The sequence below is a fragment of the Brevundimonas sp. genome (assembly GCF_016463485.1).
GTDB lineage: Bacteria > Pseudomonadota > Alphaproteobacteria > Caulobacterales > Caulobacteraceae > Brevundimonas.
Genome location: NZ_JAEMRD010000094.1, coordinates 1 through 13142, shown reverse-complemented (window position 1 = coordinate 13142; position 13142 = coordinate 1). Strand labels below are relative to the sequence as shown.

At 70.0% G+C, this 13142-nt stretch carries 13 protein-coding genes, 1 pseudogene and 1 riboswitch; of the genes and pseudogenes, 7 read left to right on the top strand and 7 right to left on the bottom strand.

The window, feature by feature from the left end; genetic code table 11:
• Nucleotides 1-230: 230 nt before the first annotated feature.
• Both JHC99_RS12890 and JHC99_RS12885 read right to left on the bottom strand, forming a co-directional pair.
• Complete coding sequence (locus tag JHC99_RS12890; RefSeq protein WP_292154784.1) at nucleotides 231-800, bottom strand: TMEM165/GDT1 family protein; 570 nt, start codon at nucleotides 798-800, stop codon at nucleotides 231-233.
• Between the two features lie 78 nt (nucleotides 801-878).
• Nucleotides 879-1018: riboswitch (yybP-ykoY riboswitch) on the bottom strand.
• Between the two features lie 54 nt (nucleotides 1019-1072).
• On the bottom strand, nucleotides 1073-2335 hold the full coding sequence (locus JHC99_RS12885; RefSeq protein ID WP_292154783.1) for a TIGR03862 family flavoprotein: 1263 nt from the start codon (nucleotides 2333-2335) through the stop codon (nucleotides 1073-1075).
• A 58-nt stretch (nucleotides 2336-2393) separates the two neighbouring features.
• Here JHC99_RS12885 and greA point away from each other — a divergent pair, with 58 nt between their 5' ends.
• A complete protein-coding gene (gene greA / locus JHC99_RS12880; RefSeq protein ID WP_292154782.1) occupies nucleotides 2394-2870 on the top strand; it encodes a transcription elongation factor GreA in 477 nt (158 codons plus the stop codon).
• Between the two features lie 6 nt (nucleotides 2871-2876).
• Here greA and JHC99_RS12875 read toward each other — a convergent pair whose 3' ends face one another.
• The gene (locus JHC99_RS12875) at nucleotides 2877-4130 is read right to left on the bottom strand and encodes a UbiH/UbiF/VisC/COQ6 family ubiquinone biosynthesis hydroxylase (RefSeq protein ID WP_292154781.1); all 1254 of its coding nucleotides are present in this window, start codon (nucleotides 4128-4130) and stop codon (nucleotides 2877-2879) included.
• Nucleotides 4131-4283: 153 nt separating this feature from the next.
• On the opposite strand from JHC99_RS12875, the gene JHC99_RS12870 reads away from it, so the two are divergent.
• The 3 genes from JHC99_RS12870 (at nucleotide 4284) to JHC99_RS12860 (ending at nucleotide 8510) form a co-directional block, all read left to right on the top strand.
• Nucleotides 4284-4850 carry a hypothetical protein gene (locus JHC99_RS12870; RefSeq protein ID WP_292154780.1) on the top strand — a complete coding sequence of 189 codons (567 nt, stop codon included), beginning with the start codon at nucleotides 4284-4286 and terminating at the stop codon, nucleotides 4848-4850.
• A 134-nt stretch (nucleotides 4851-4984) separates the two neighbouring features.
• Entirely contained in the window at nucleotides 4985-7432 is a 2448-nt protein-coding gene (locus JHC99_RS12865) for an ATP-binding protein (RefSeq protein WP_292154779.1), read from the top strand.
• Between the two features lie 337 nt (nucleotides 7433-7769).
• Entirely contained in the window at nucleotides 7770-8510 is a 741-nt protein-coding gene (locus JHC99_RS12860; protein WP_292154777.1) for a dienelactone hydrolase family protein, read from the top strand.
• Here JHC99_RS12860 and JHC99_RS12855 read toward each other — a convergent pair.
• The 3 genes from JHC99_RS12855 to JHC99_RS12845 all read right to left on the bottom strand — a co-directional run bounded on the left by JHC99_RS12855 (nucleotide 8507) and on the right by JHC99_RS12845 (nucleotide 11563).
• The gene (locus JHC99_RS12855) at nucleotides 8507-9199 is read right to left on the bottom strand and encodes a GNAT family N-acetyltransferase (protein ID WP_292154776.1); all 693 of its coding nucleotides are present in this window, start codon (nucleotides 9197-9199) and stop codon (nucleotides 8507-8509) included. The genes JHC99_RS12860 and JHC99_RS12855 overlap by 4 nt on opposite strands.
• A 359-nt stretch (nucleotides 9200-9558) precedes the next feature.
• Nucleotides 9559-10602, bottom strand: coding sequence for a tryptophan--tRNA ligase (trpS, locus tag JHC99_RS12850; RefSeq protein ID WP_292154775.1), 1044 nt, complete (start codon nucleotides 10600-10602; stop codon nucleotides 9559-9561).
• A gap of 58 nt (nucleotides 10603-10660) precedes the next feature.
• Nucleotides 10661-11563 carry an aldo/keto reductase gene (locus JHC99_RS12845; protein ID WP_292154774.1) on the bottom strand — a complete coding sequence of 301 codons (903 nt, stop codon included), beginning with the start codon at nucleotides 11561-11563 and terminating at the stop codon, nucleotides 10661-10663.
• 202 nt (nucleotides 11564-11765) lie between these two features.
• On the opposite strand from JHC99_RS12845, the gene JHC99_RS12840 reads away from it, so the two are divergent.
• The 3 genes from JHC99_RS12840 (at nucleotide 11766) to JHC99_RS12830 (ending at nucleotide 12845) form a co-directional block, all read left to right on the top strand.
• Nucleotides 11766-12143, top strand: coding sequence for a DUF883 domain-containing protein (locus tag JHC99_RS12840; RefSeq protein WP_292154773.1), 378 nt, complete (start codon nucleotides 11766-11768; stop codon nucleotides 12141-12143).
• Nucleotides 12143-12553 carry a hypothetical protein gene (locus JHC99_RS12835; protein WP_292154771.1) on the top strand — a complete coding sequence of 137 codons (411 nt, stop codon included), beginning with the start codon at nucleotides 12143-12145 and terminating at the stop codon, nucleotides 12551-12553. The genes JHC99_RS12840 and JHC99_RS12835 overlap by 1 nt, the downstream gene beginning before the upstream one ends.
• A gap of 115 nt (nucleotides 12554-12668) precedes the next feature.
• The gene (locus JHC99_RS12830; RefSeq protein ID WP_292154770.1) at nucleotides 12669-12845 is read left to right on the top strand and encodes a DUF1328 domain-containing protein; all 177 of its coding nucleotides are present in this window, start codon (nucleotides 12669-12671) and stop codon (nucleotides 12843-12845) included.
• A 69-nt stretch (nucleotides 12846-12914) separates the two neighbouring features.
• On the opposite strand, the pseudogene JHC99_RS12825 reads toward JHC99_RS12830, so the two are convergent.
• Nucleotides 12915-13142, bottom strand: a pseudogene (locus JHC99_RS12825) (DNA-packaging protein); the annotation flags it as partial.

The window sequence follows — 13142 nt, the reverse complement described above, 5'->3', positions numbered from 1 at the left end:
GTCCTGCACATTGGCCGTGCCCGCCAGCCCCAGCGCCCCGGCCAGCCCGCCCAGCCGCACGACGCCCGCGATGGCCACGCACTCGGCGGCTATGGCGGCGACCACGACCTTCAGCGCCTCGGGCACATCCTGTCCGGCCAGGTGATCGTCGAGGGTGGGGTAGGCGGCGGTCATGGGCGGCAATCCGTGCTGTCGAACGAGGGTGTCCTATCGCGAATCCGGCCCGGCCGTCACCCCGCGATCAGCACCCACAGCCCGGTCAGGGCGAACCCCGCCGCCGCCGCCATGCGGATGTATTTGAGCGGCAACCGCTTCGCCGCAGCCTCGCCCATGAAGACGGCCGGCCCGTTGACCAGCATCATCCCCAGTGTGGATCCGGCGACCACCAGCGGCAGGGTCTCGAACCGGGCGGCCAGTGCGGCGGTGGCGATCTGGGTCTTGTCGCCCATCTCGACCAGGAAGAAGGCGACCGTCGTGGCCCAGAATACGGCGAGCGCCGTCTTCTGCGGTTTCACGGCGCCCTCATCGTCATCGAGCTTGTCGGGGATCAGGGCCCAGGCGGCGAACCCCAGGAAGGCGACCCCGACGATCCACTTCATCCACGGCCCGCTCAGGAAATGCACGAACAGGGTCCCGGCCAGGGCGGCCAGGGCGTGGTTGGCCAGGGTGGCGATCAGGATTCCGGCGATGATCGGCACGGGCCGTCGCCAGGTGGCGGCAAGCGCAATGGCCAGCAGCATGGTCTTGTCGCCGATCTCGGCGATGGCGACCAGACCGGTCGAAACGAGGAAGGCTTCCATTCGGGCACGTCATGCGCGGGGCGTCGGCGGACAGACCAAGGCGTTCGCAACCGAGGCCCCGCGTGAAGCACCCTTGCGAAAACCAGCGGTCTTGCCGTGACGACCTCGATCAAGCGATCGACGTCTTCCTCCCGCGCCATCCTCTCCGGGGAGAGGAAGTATGTTGACGCGGGCCCCGCTGAGAACTGCGGGCGGCTACTCCCCGATGACAGATCCGGGATTTAGCGGCGTCGGCGCTGTCAGAGCAAGCGAGAGCGACTCGCAAAGTCTGTTCAGCGCGGCTGCGATCCCAGCCAGTCCAGCGCCCCGTTCGCCGCCACCACGCCCGAGGCCAGAGCGGCCTGCAACAGATAGCCCCCGGTCGGCGCCTCCCAGTCCAGCATCTCTCCGGCGACGAAGACCCCCGGTCGCGTGGCCAGCATCAGCCGCTCATCCAGACTCTCGAACCGCACTCCGCCGGCGGTGGAGATGGCCCGGTCCAGCCCCTGCATCCCGGTCAGGGTCAGCCGCACGGCCTTGATCCGGCGGGCCAGCTTGTCGGACCCGGTCGGAATGGCGCCGGGAATCTCCCGCAGCACGGCGATGGCGGCGGGCGACAGGCCGCCGGCCTTGCGCAACAGGTTGGTCATGCTGTCCTTGGACCGCGCGTCGTCCAGCCGCGCGGCCAGGGCCTCGACGGTCAGGTCGGGCCTCAGGTCGATGGTCAACACCGCCGACCCGTCCTGGGCGATGGCCTCGCGCAAAGGCCCCGACAGGGCATAGACCGCGCCCCCCTCCAGCCCATACCGGGTCAGCATCACCTCGCCTTTCACTGGGCCTACCGCGCCTTGCGCTGCTTGAGGCCGAGGGTCGGTGATGCTGAGAGAGACGGCCTTCAGCGGCTGTCCGGCGGCGCGCTCGATCAGGATCGGCGACCAGGCCACATTGAACCCGGCGTTGGCGGCCTGCAGCGGTGTCACCTCGGCCCCGGCCGCCTCCAGATCGCCGACCCAGGCCCCGTCCGACCCCAGCCGGGGCCAGCTCGCGCCGCCCAGCGCCAGCACCACCGCGTCTGGCCGCTCGACCACCGGGCCTTCGGCCGTGTCGAACGTCACGCCGTCCGCGGACCATCCCGTCCACCGCGACCGGGTCCGCAGGGTGACCCCCAGCTCGCCGAGCCGCGCCAGCCAGGCCCGGACCAGCGGCGAAGCCTTCATCGCGCGCGGGAACACCCGGCCGCTCGACCCCACGAAGGTCGGCTGTCCCAGCCCCTCGGCCCAGGTCGTCAGGTCGTCCGGGGAAAACGCATCGAGCCAGTCCGACACCACCCCGGCCCGCTCACCATACCGACCCAGAAACGCGGCCTGTTCCTCCGTGTGCGTCAGGTTCAGCCCCCCGCGCCCGGCCAGCAACAGCTTGCGGGCCGGCGACGGCATCCGCTCATGCACCGTCACCACGGCCCCGGCTCGCGCCATAACCTCGGCGGCCATCAGCCCGGCAGGGCCCGCCCCGATGACGGTGACGGATGGGGCGGAGGCGGTGGGAATGTCGGACATGGGTCCTCCTACCCGATCCGCTGGGAACTTGCAGGGTCTGCAGGCTATACACTCGGTCATGAGCGTCGCCTTCACCCGAGAGGAAGACCTGGAGGCCACGGCCGCCGATCTTCCCGACCGTCCGATTTCCCCTCACGCCAACCTCGTCACGCCCGCGGGTCTGGCGGCGATCGAGCGCGAACTGGCCTCGGCCCGCGCGGCCTACAGTGGGGCCCAGGCCCACGGCTCGATCGAGGCCGACCGCACGGCCATGGCCCGCGCGACGCGCGACCTGCGCTACTGGTCCGCCCGCCGCTCCAATGCCCAGCTGGTCGAGACCACGGCCGACGGCACGGTCCGCTTCGGCGGCTCGGTAACGATCGAGCGCGAGGACGGCCGCACCCAGACCTGGTCCATCGTCGGCGAGGACGAGGCCGACCCGGCAACGGGCTCCGTCAGCCATGTCTCCCCCCTCGCCCGCGCCCTCACCGGCAAGCGCGTCGGCGACGAAGCGGTGGTGGCGGGTCAGTCGGTCGAGGTGATGGCGGTGGACTGACCGGGGTCAGACCGCCTCGCCCCGCAGCAACCTCGGCAGATCGCCCGTCGCGCCGCCGGCCTCGCGCATGAAGGCGCGGCGCAGCGGCCCGATGCGGTTGACCGCCGCCATCCCGAGGTCCCGGGCCAGCCGGATCGGGGCGTGGTCGTTGGAGAACAGCCGCACGAAGCCGTCGAAACCGGCGGCCAGCGCTGCAGTGTCGAACCGGCGCCAGCGGGCGTACTGCTCCAGCACGCCGTCGGAACCGATGTCGAGCCCGAGCCGCATCGCCTCGATCAGCACCTCGGCCAGGGCGGCGGCGTCCTTCAGCCCCATGTTCAGCCCCTGGCCCGCCACCGGGTGGACCCCATGGGCCGCGTCGCCGATCAGGGCCGTACGCGGCGCGGTCAGGGCCTCGGCCAGGTCGAGCGCCAGCGGATAGACGAAGCGGGGCCCCTCCGGCATCGCGCCGTCGAGAAACTCGCCGAACCGCCGCATCAGGTGGGACTGAAAGGCCTTGTCCGAACAGTCCCGCAGGGCCTCGGCGGCGCGGGTGGTCTCGGTCCAGACCAGGCTCGCGCGCTGGTCGGTCAGGGGCAGGATGGCGAACGGACCCGAGGGCAGGAAATATTCGTGGGCCACGCCGCCGTGCGGCCGACCGAGCCGGACCGTGGCCACGACCCCGCTCTGGCCATAGGCCCAGCCGACCGTGCCGATGCCGGCCGCCTTGCGCACTGTTGATCCGCGCCCCTCGGCCCCGACGACCAGCGGGGCCCTCAGGACCGTGCCGTCCACCAGACCCACGCTCGCCCCGACCCCGTCGGTGGCGACCGAGGCGACTGACGCAGGGGCCCGCACCTCGATCCCCGCATCCTTGACGCCCTGCGCCAGGGCGGCGCGGATGTGGCGGTTCTCGACCATGTATCCGAGGGGTTCGCCCCCGTTTGCATCGCCGATCTCGGCCGCGTCGAACCGCAGATAGGCCGGCGACATCGCTTTCGACGCCGCGCCTGGCCGGCGTCCGTCGGTGACCAGGATATGATCCATCCGGCAGGCGTTCGGCCGCAGGGCCTCGCCGATCCCCAGCGCGTCCAGCATCCGGAAGGTCGAGAAGGCCACAGCCGTCGACCGCCCGTCGAAGGTCGGGGCCAACTGGGCGCTGAAAGGCTGGGGATCGATCAGCACGACCTTCAGCCCCCCTTGTGCGGCGGCCAGGGCAAAGGTCGCCCCGGCCATTCCGGCGCCGGCGATGATGACGTCATGGGTGAAGGGCGAGGCCATGGCCGCTTGTCGCGCCGCCGGGGCCCCGCGTCCAGTGGCGGGAGGTCGCAGCAGGGACCCGGCCGGCCAGCATTCACCTTCGCTTCACCCTTTCCGCACACCGGGCGTCAAGACGGCCGTGCCTAGTGTGCCGGTTGATATCGGAGGGCCAGAATGGCGCGCGCACAGTTTCAAAAGGGCCAGAAGGTCTGGGTCGAATGCGTCGGCGCATGGGCCAGTATCGAAAAGGTCCAGCCGGTCTGGGCCAAGGGTTTCGACGAACCGGTGCGGGTCACCTACGACATCGGCCTTGGGCGCGAGTTCATGGCCAATGAGCTGATGCTGCCGGTCGAGGACGAGGCGGGGTCCGACCTCGGCGACTGGCGACTGCTGCGGGCCAGGAACAAGTGGCAACAGGCGGACGACGTGCCGCATCACCCGGTGCCGGGCACCTATCCGGTCGTGGTCACCGATCCGGCCGACTGGGGCGGCTGGCGGGTGCCGGGGGCCGAATACGACCGCGATCCCGAGCGGATCGAGTTCCAGGCCCGGCTGATCGCCGCCGCGCCGCGCCTGATGGCCCTGGCCCAGACGCTGGTGGATAGCGTGTCCGAAAGCCCCGACGACGCCCCGCCCGAGACCCTGGCCCTGGCTCGCAGGGCCCGCGACGTGCTCAAGACCGTCACCGACGTGCTGGCCCCGCCGCCTGAACAGGCTGTGAGGCCCCGCGTCGCCGCCTGAAACGTCCAAAGGTTTGGTTAACGAAGCCTCGACAGGATTCCGCGACGCAGCCTAGATTCCAGGCTTGAGCGAATCGTGCGCGCCCGAAGGTCCGCATCGGCAGCCAACGCGTCTGGACGAACGGGGAGAAGGCCTTGCGGGGCACGGAGCGCCGCTATCAGGGAGCAGGCCGCCGGGCTTCGGACACCGGTGGCGGAACGCTGGCCGGATGGATCCGCGTCGGCGTCCTGACCCTGGCCCTGTGCGTCGCCGCCTATGTGCTTCTGGTCGCCCGCGAGACGGCGCGGCCCGAGCGTGAGCTGGAGACCTTGCGGGCCCGCGTCATCGCCGACGACGCCCGGCTGTTCGCCGCCGAACTGGACGCACGGCTTCGGGCGACCGATGCGGCGCTGAAGACCGGGGCCGATGCCCTTCGCGCCCGTCCGACCCGCCCACTGGACGCCGTCGAGGCGGCCCGGGCCCTGGCCCCTGAAACCGCCTTCGCCGTGATGTCCCCGACCGGCGAGACCCTGGCCGCCGCAGGAGCCCCGGCCCAGGCCTTCGCCCAGACCGTTTCGACTGCGGCATCGGCACCCGTCGCGATCGGTGTCGCGACGGACGGCAAGGCCCTGGTGCAGCGCTCGGCCGGGAGCGGCAACCGCATGGTCGCGCGGATTCCGCTGACGCCGCCGGCCGGGGTAGGGGGCGACGACGTCGTCTCCCTGTCGCTCGCCCTGCCGGGTGGCCAGGTCATTCCGGTTGTCGGGACCGATCATCCCGTCCTCGATGTCGCCACCCTGGCCGCCGCCACCGGATCGATGGATACGCGCAGCGCGAACGGCCCTGCCTTGCAGACTGTCTCGGCTCCGCTCGGGACCAGCGGCCTTCATGCCCTGGCCTCGCGCCGTGCCGGAGGGGCCACCAGCCTGCTGGGCGACGTCTGGGTCCTGGCCGCACCGATCGCCCTGGGCCTTCTGGTCGTGGTGTTGCTGTTGTTGCAGCGCTGGCGGCAGAAGCGCGCCGGTCGCGACTGGGCCGAGACCGAGCACCGGTTCCGCGTCGCGGTCGAGGCGGCGCGTTGCGGCGTCTGGGAGTGGGACCTCGATCTCGAGGAGGTGGTGATCTCCGACTATATGGCGACCCTGCTGGGCCTGCCCCAGGGCGGGGTGGTCGCGGCCGAAGATGTGTTCGCCCAGGTCCATCCCAAATATCGCGAGATCGTCCAGCACGCCCTGAGCCAGGCCGCCACCTTCGGTGCCTTCGAGACCACCTTTCCGGTCACCGGCCCCGACGGGACCGTGCGCTGGATCGACGCCCGGGGCCAGGCGCGCGGGGCCCGCACCGAGGAAGGTTTCGCGTCCATCCTGGGCGTCGCGCTCGACATCACCGAGGCCCGCCGCGCCAAGGCCCATGCCCAGGCCGCCGAGAGCCGGCTGCGCGACGGGATCGAGAGCGTGTCCGACGCCTTTGCCCTGTTCGATCGTCAGGGGCGGCTGATCCTGTGCAACCAGGCTTTCAAGGACGCCTTCGGCCTGCAGCCCGAGATGACCCGGCGCGGCGCGTCCAAGGACGAGTTGAACCGCATCGCAGCCCTGGCCATCAAATGCGAACACCCGGCCTCCAGCGACAGGGCCGGGGTGCATGAGGTCGAACTGCACGACGGCCGCTGGCTGCAGCTGTCGGAACGGTTTACCTCGGACGGCGGGGCCGTGGTCACCGCGACCGACCTGACCACCATCAAGCGCCAGGAGGCCGAGACCCAGCGCGCCGCCGCCTCCCTGCGCGCCACGGTCGACCAGCTCGAATCCAGTCAGGAAAAGCTCAGCCTGCTGGCCCGCAAATACGAGATCGCCATGACCCGGGCCGAGGCCGCGAACCAGGCAAAGTCCGAGTTCCTCGCGAATATGAGCCACGAACTGCGCACCCCGCTGAACGCCATCAACGGCTTCTCGGAGATCATGGCCGGCGAGATGTTCGGCCCCGTCGGCGACGCCCGCTACAAGGGCTATGCCGCCGATATCCTGAGGTCGGGCCAGCATCTGCTCAGCCTGATCAACGACATCCTCGACATGGCCAAGATCGAGGCCGGCAAGATGACCCTGCACTACGAGAAGGTGTCGCTGAAAGAGGTCTGCGAGGACGCGTTGAGGCTGATGCGCGGCAAGGCCGAGGAGGCGGGCCTGACCTTGGTGCTCGATGCGCCCGATGTGCAAGACATCGACGCCGACCAGCGCGGCATGAAGCAGGTGATGCTGAACCTGATCTCCAACGCCATCAAGTTCACGCCCGAGGGCGGGTCCGTCACCGTCTCGGTGCGCGAGATCGAACGCGGTCGCCAGAAGGTCTCGGTCGCCGACACCGGCATCGGCATCGCCGCCGAGGACCTCGGCCGTCTGGCTCGGCCTTTCGAACAGGTCGAGGGCCAGCATTCCAAGACCACCCAGGGCACCGGCCTGGGCCTGGCCCTCACCAAGTCCCTGATCGAGATGCACCACGGCCTGATGACCATGGACAGCGAGCCCGGCAGCGGCACGGTGGTCAGCTTCGACGTCCCCGTCCTGCGCCCCGCCGAGCTCACGATCGACCAGGCGCGCGCGGCGTAGGGGGGCGGACAAGCCGTCTCCTCCCCGTCGCGAAGCGATGGGGAGGTGGATCCGAGCTCTTGCGAGGAGACGGAGGGGGCGACTCGATTTCGGAAATCGGGGCTGCTGGACGCACCTCGATCGTTTCGAAAGTCCCCACTGGACAGACCCTGTCGCCCCCTCCGTCACGGCGCTGAAGAGGCGCCGTGCCACCTCCCCATCCGCCAAGCGGCGGACGGGGAGGAGAGACGTCACGCCCAGTATTGAGCCGCCCCCTCCTTACCGTTTCGCGAACGGGGAGGTGAACGTCCCCTTGCCTCCTCGACCCGCTGGAGCAAGCAGGGCATAGGATCACCCCATGGACACCCTCTCCGAACGCTGGGCGAAGCTCTTGCCCAACACCATCGTCGTCGGGCCCGACGACGCCCGCCCTCGACCGGCGGTGATCCTGTTCCACGGTTGCGGCGGGATGCGGCCGCATCTGCCGCTCTATGCGGCGGCGGCCAGGGCGGCCGGGTGGCGGGCCTTTATCGTCGACAGCTATGCGCCGCGCGGCTGGGGCCGGATGTTCGCCCTGTCCATGGTCTGTACCGGCGCGACCCTGAGGGGCCATGACCGGGGCGGCGATGTGCTGGCCGCGATCCAGGGCGTTTCGGCCCGCGCCGACGTCGATGCGAGCAAGATCGCGGTCGCGGGCTGGAGCCACGGCGGCTGGGGGATCATGGAACTGCTGGCCGCGCCCCGGACCCGGCCCGGCGAACTGGGCGTCGCCGACGCCGGATCGGCTTCGCTGGCGGGGGTCAAGGGGGCCTGGCTGGCCTATCCCTATGTGGGTTTCATGGCGACCGCCCGCACCCGGCCGTGGTTGCACAAGCCCCGCGCCGAGGTGGTCATCGCCCGCTCGGACCATCTGACCACGGTGCGCAACGCCGAACGCATCTTCACCGACCACCGCAAACAGGGTGCCCACATCGAGACCTGGATCGCCGAGGGCACCCACTCCTTCGACGAACCGACCGGCGCCATGCCCATGCGCCACGACCCCGCGCTGACCCAGGTGGCGGTCGGCCGGTTCGAGGCCTTCCTGCGGGGGCTCTAGGCCAGCAGGGTGTAGCTGATCGGGATGCGCACGGAAAAGCCGAGACTTTCGTAGAGGCGTATGGTCGTCGCAGCCTCTGCCCTGGCGTGAAGGAAGGCCTGATCGCCGTCGGCCAGGATGTCCGACACCACGATGCGCGACAGGGCCCCGGCCAGACCCTGGCCGCGATGGTCGGGGTGGACGCAGACGCCGCTGAGTTCGCTGAACCCCGGAACCCGCATCCGCCGCCCGGCCATGGCGACCAGTCGGCCGTCGCGCTTCACGCCGAAGAAGCCGCCGAGCGCATGGGTCCGCTCGCGGAATGGACCCGGCTGGGTCAGCGTGGCCAGGGCCAGCATTTCGGCCGCATCGGCCTCGCCCAGAGGTTCGGCGTCGATCGCGGATCCGCCACCCGCCGTCAGGGCGGAACAGACCATCTGAACGCAAGGATAGCCGCCCACGACCTCGGCCCCGTCGGGCAACACCCCGTCCATGGGCCCGCCCGCCCGCTCGACGATGCCCGAACCCGGATAGAGCCGCGCCAGCTCCGTCATGGCCGATCTGGCTTCGGGGCCGTCATCAGCCGCCGCCAGAAAGACGCCACAGGCCGGATCGAGACGCACCGCCCGCGCATCCCCGATCGCGAACGCCTTCATGCTCGATGTCAGGGCGTTCCACACCGGTCGATCGAGGGGATGATCCAGGGTCATGGGCGCAGAATGCCGGGGTCGAAAGACCGCGACCAGTCGTTGGCGAACTTCAGGTCCGAAAGGCGCTGACGACGAACCCAATCGCCGCTCCGGCGGGGTGATCGATGGTCGGACAGAGGGTTCATCACAAAGAGCACCAAGGATTCACGAACGACACCATGAAACCGAGCGGGCGGTGAACTCAGCGGCACCCCGGCGAAGGGCCGGCAAGCGGCGAAGCCGCCCTCATTGCGCAGGCCCGTCGTGTGTTGAACCGGCGATCTGGAAATCCCCGGGGCCTGGTCGTGTCCTTCGTGAATCCTTGGTGCTCTTTGTGATGAACCTTCCCAAGGCACGGCTCGACCCAGCTTACGAAGGCCCTAACGCCAGAAGCCCACGATGGACTTCACCTCGTCCACCACCGGGTCGGCGATGGCCGCCGCCCGCTCGGCGCCGTCCCTGAGGACGCGGTCGATCTCGGCGGGGTCGGCTATCAGGCGGCGCATCTGTTCGGTCACGGGCGCGAGCGAGGCGACGGCGAGGTCGGCCAGGCGGGGCTTGAAGGCGCCGAAGCCCTGGCCGGCGAACTCGGCGGTGACGGCGTCCTTCGTCTGATCCGACAGGGCGGCATAGATGGCGATCAGGTTCTTGACCTCGGGCCGGTCGTCCAGGGCCTCTCCGACGTCTGGCATCACCCCCATGTCGGTCTTGGACTTCCTGATCTTGCCGGCGATGGTGTCGGCGTCGTCGGTCAGGTTGATGCGGCTCTGGTCGGAAGGGTCCGACTTGCTCATCTTGGCTGCACCGTCGCGCAGGCTCATGACGCGCGGCGCGGGCCCCTGGGTCAGGGGTTCGGGCAGGGGGAAGAAGCCCGGCACGCCGAAGTCGGTGTTGAACTTGGCGGCGATGTCGCGGGTCAGTTCCAGATGCTGTTTCTGGTCCTCGCCGGTCGGCACCTCGGTCGCCTTGTACAGCAGGATGTCGGCCGCCTGGAGCACCGGATAGGTATAGAGGCCGACGCTCGACCGTTCCTTGTGCTTGCCCGACTTCTCCTTGAACTGGGTCATCCGGTCCAGCCAGCCGAGACGGGCGACGCAGTTGAGCACCCAGGCCAGCTCCGAATGGGCCCGCACCGCCGACTGGGGCCAGATGATCGACCGGGCCGGATCGAGGCCACTGGCCAGATAGGCGGCGGCGATCTCGCGCGTCTGGGCGGCCAGTTTGGCCGGGTCCTGCCAGACGGTGATGGCGTGCAGGTCGGCGACGAACAGGAAACAGGGTGCCCCGGCGTCCTGAAGTTCCGTGAACCGCTTCAGCGCACCCAGATAGTTGCCGAGGTGAAGCGCGCCCGAGGCCTGGATGCCAGAGAGAACGCGGCGCGGGCCGGTGTAGGCGGGAACGGCTGGGGGAGCAGCATCAGACATGGGGCGGCAGATGCCCTAGCGAGGCCGGAAGGGCAAGCGCCGCGCTTTGACGTCCGGTTCAGGCCGCCCGGCTGGCGGGCACGCGCACCGACCGGCTCAGCGAACAGGCGGCCGGCTCGGTCAGGGCCAGGGCCTCCCAGTCCAGATCGGGCCGGGGGGCGTGGGCGGCGGCGAGGATGGCGCGCAGTTCGGCGGCGGAGGCCACAGAGGCGATGGCGGCGCTGACGGGCGGCAGGCCCAGTGCAAAGGCCAGGGCCGCCTGCATCGGATCGACCCGCGCCTCGGCCAGCCGACGCCGCGTCCGCGACAGGGCCGCGCCATGTTCCGCCAGATGCTCGGGCAGATGCTCGCGCGCCGCGAACAGCAGGCCCCGCGCGAAGATCGACGAGATGTGGACGTCGACGCCCATCCCGGCCAGGTCGGAAATGACCCCTTCCGAGACCGGTCGCTGGTCCAGCAGGTTGCAGGGCATCTGGACGACGTCGGGCTGGAAGCGTCGCGCCAGCAGCGTCGGGCCGTCCTCCATGGTGGCGCAGAAGCCGATCCGCTTGAACAGGCCGCGATCCTTGAGCGCCCTCAACCGGTCCCACAGGGCCCGGCCGTCGGCCCCGGCCAGGTCGTGGGCGCTGGACACCAGGACGGCATCGCCGCGCGGCAGGCCCAGCCGCTCCAGCGAGCGCCGGGCGCGGGCCTCGACCCGGTCGACCCCCTCGGACAGAGGCACGGTGCGCACGGTGACGCGAAACGGGGAGGGGAAGGGCCAGGCCTGGCCCAGCAGGCGTTCGGTGTCGGCCTCGGGCCGGGTGGCGACGATGCCGACGCCTGCGTCCGCTCCCGTCGACAGCATCAGCCGCATCGCTTCCTCGCGCGCGCCGACGGGCGCAGGCGTCGCGCGCTCGGGTTCGGTCACCACGGCGAGGGCCAGCCGGGCGACGGGCGAAGAGGAAGGGTTCAGCAGCACAAGCCTACACTGCCCCATAAAGTTTAAGGGAGGCTGACCCGGAAGTTCCCAAGACCTTACCGGGATAGCAGCGTTGTGGGTATGTCCCTGCCGGGGGCGATGCGGCGTTATCCATGCTGCGCTGCGGGAACCGTGGCGCAGGAGTGGCGTTCAGGGCGCAAGACCTCTATTTACGGTCAAGCTGAAACCCGGAGCGCGCACCATGGCCACCACCAAGGCTCGAGAAGACATCAAGAACGACCTCAAGACCCTGAAGGACGACCTCAAGACCGGCGCCCGCGAGGAAACCGCCCGCCTCAAGGAAAGGGCCGCCGAAGCCAAGGCCCGGCTGACCGAAAAGGCCACCGAGAGCGAAGCCGTCCTGCGCGCCCGCGCCGAGGAAGTCCGCGAACAGGCCCGTGGCTATTACGACCAGGCCCGCGTGCGCGGCCGCGAATACTATGACGACGCCTCCGAGCGGTTCGACGAAGCCCAGCGCTACATCACCGAACGGGTCCAGGAACGCCCCGTGCAATCGACCGCCATCGCGCTCGGCGTCGGCGTCGTGCTGGGCCTGCTGCTCGCCGGTCGTCGCCGCTGATGCTGAAGGGCGTTGTCTCCAAGGTCGTCGCCGGCCTCGCGGCCGGCGCCAGCCTGTTCGTGGCGATCATCGCGCTGGGCGCCACCCTGTTCTTCGCGCTGGATCTGGTGCTCCCGGCCCTGGGCGCGGCGGCGATCACCTTCGCGGTGTTCGCCCTGCTGGCCGGGGTCATCGCGGTCGTCTTCCTGACCAAGGACGGCTTCGGCCATCCCGAGGAAGAGGAAGAGCCCGAGACCTTCGTCCAGAAAGCCGTCGGCATGATCCGCGAACGTCCCATCCTGGGTGCCGTCGGCGGTCTGGGTGCCCTGTTCCTGCTGCTGCGCAATCCGGCCCTGGCCGCCATCGCCGCCAGCATGATCACCGAAAAGCGGATGGAGAGCCGGGGCTACGGCCGCAAGCGTCGTCGCTAATAACGGCGGCCATGGAACGGTGAGTGAAACGCTGCGTTGAATCGTCGCGGTGCCGGGAGACGGCGGCGCCAAATGTTCGTCGCGTCTTTCATTCACCGATTACTTGGAGGCTTCCATGCTTCGCTGGGCCATCATCTTCTTCATCATCGCGCTCGTCGCGGCTGTTCTGGGCTTCGGCGGCATCGCCGGCATGTCCTTCGAGATCGCCAAGTTCGTGGCCATCATCGCCGTGATCCTGTTCGTGGTCTCGCTCGTCATGAACGGCATGCGCGGTCGCGGCACCCGAATCTAGCCATCGACCCATCCGACAAGAGGCCGTCGCCCACCCGGGCGGCGGCCTTTTCGCTGTCTCACAGCCCCCTCACAGCCACCGCGCCCTCGGCCCCTCGGCGCGCCCCAGCATCAGCTCGCTGATCGCCCAGACCAGCGCATCCGCCCGGTCCGGACTGCGCTCGCCCAGCCCTTCGGCCCCCAGCCCCAGCAGCTCCTCCTCCAGCGCCGCCAATCCGCCCGCGTGCGCCACCCGCCTCTGTTCGTACAAGGCCGCGACCGGCTCGGCCCGTGCCGCCTTGCCCAGCACCGCATGGAC

What these genes read in the sequence shown, in the direction of transcription:
- JHC99_RS12890 (WP_292154784.1), bottom strand. Translation starts at nt 800, where the DNA reads ATGGAAGCCTTCCTCGTTTCGACCGGTCTGGTCGCCATCGCCGAGATC.
- JHC99_RS12885 (WP_292154783.1), bottom strand. Translation starts at nt 2,335, where the DNA reads ATGTCCGACATTCCCACCGCCTCCGCCCCATCCGTCACCGTCATCGGG.
- greA (WP_292154782.1), top strand. Translation starts at nt 2,394, where the DNA reads ATGAGCGTCGCCTTCACCCGAGAGGAAGACCTGGAGGCCACGGCCGCC.
- JHC99_RS12875 (WP_292154781.1), bottom strand. Translation starts at nt 4,130, where the DNA reads ATGGCCTCGCCCTTCACCCATGACGTCATCATCGCCGGCGCCGGAATG.
- JHC99_RS12870 (WP_292154780.1), top strand. Translation starts at nt 4,284, where the DNA reads ATGGCGCGCGCACAGTTTCAAAAGGGCCAGAAGGTCTGGGTCGAATGC.
- JHC99_RS12860 (WP_292154777.1), top strand. Translation starts at nt 7,770, where the DNA reads ATGGACACCCTCTCCGAACGCTGGGCGAAGCTCTTGCCCAACACCATC.
- JHC99_RS12855 (WP_292154776.1), bottom strand. Translation starts at nt 9,199, where the DNA reads ATGACCCTGGATCATCCCCTCGATCGACCGGTGTGGAACGCCCTGACA.
- trpS (WP_292154775.1), bottom strand. Translation starts at nt 10,602, where the DNA reads ATGTCTGATGCTGCTCCCCCAGCCGTTCCCGCCTACACCGGCCCGCGC.
- JHC99_RS12840 (WP_292154773.1), top strand. Translation starts at nt 11,766, where the DNA reads ATGGCCACCACCAAGGCTCGAGAAGACATCAAGAACGACCTCAAGACC.
- JHC99_RS12835 (WP_292154771.1), top strand. Translation starts at nt 12,143, where the DNA reads ATGCTGAAGGGCGTTGTCTCCAAGGTCGTCGCCGGCCTCGCGGCCGGC.
- JHC99_RS12830 (WP_292154770.1), top strand. Translation starts at nt 12,669, where the DNA reads ATGCTTCGCTGGGCCATCATCTTCTTCATCATCGCGCTCGTCGCGGCT.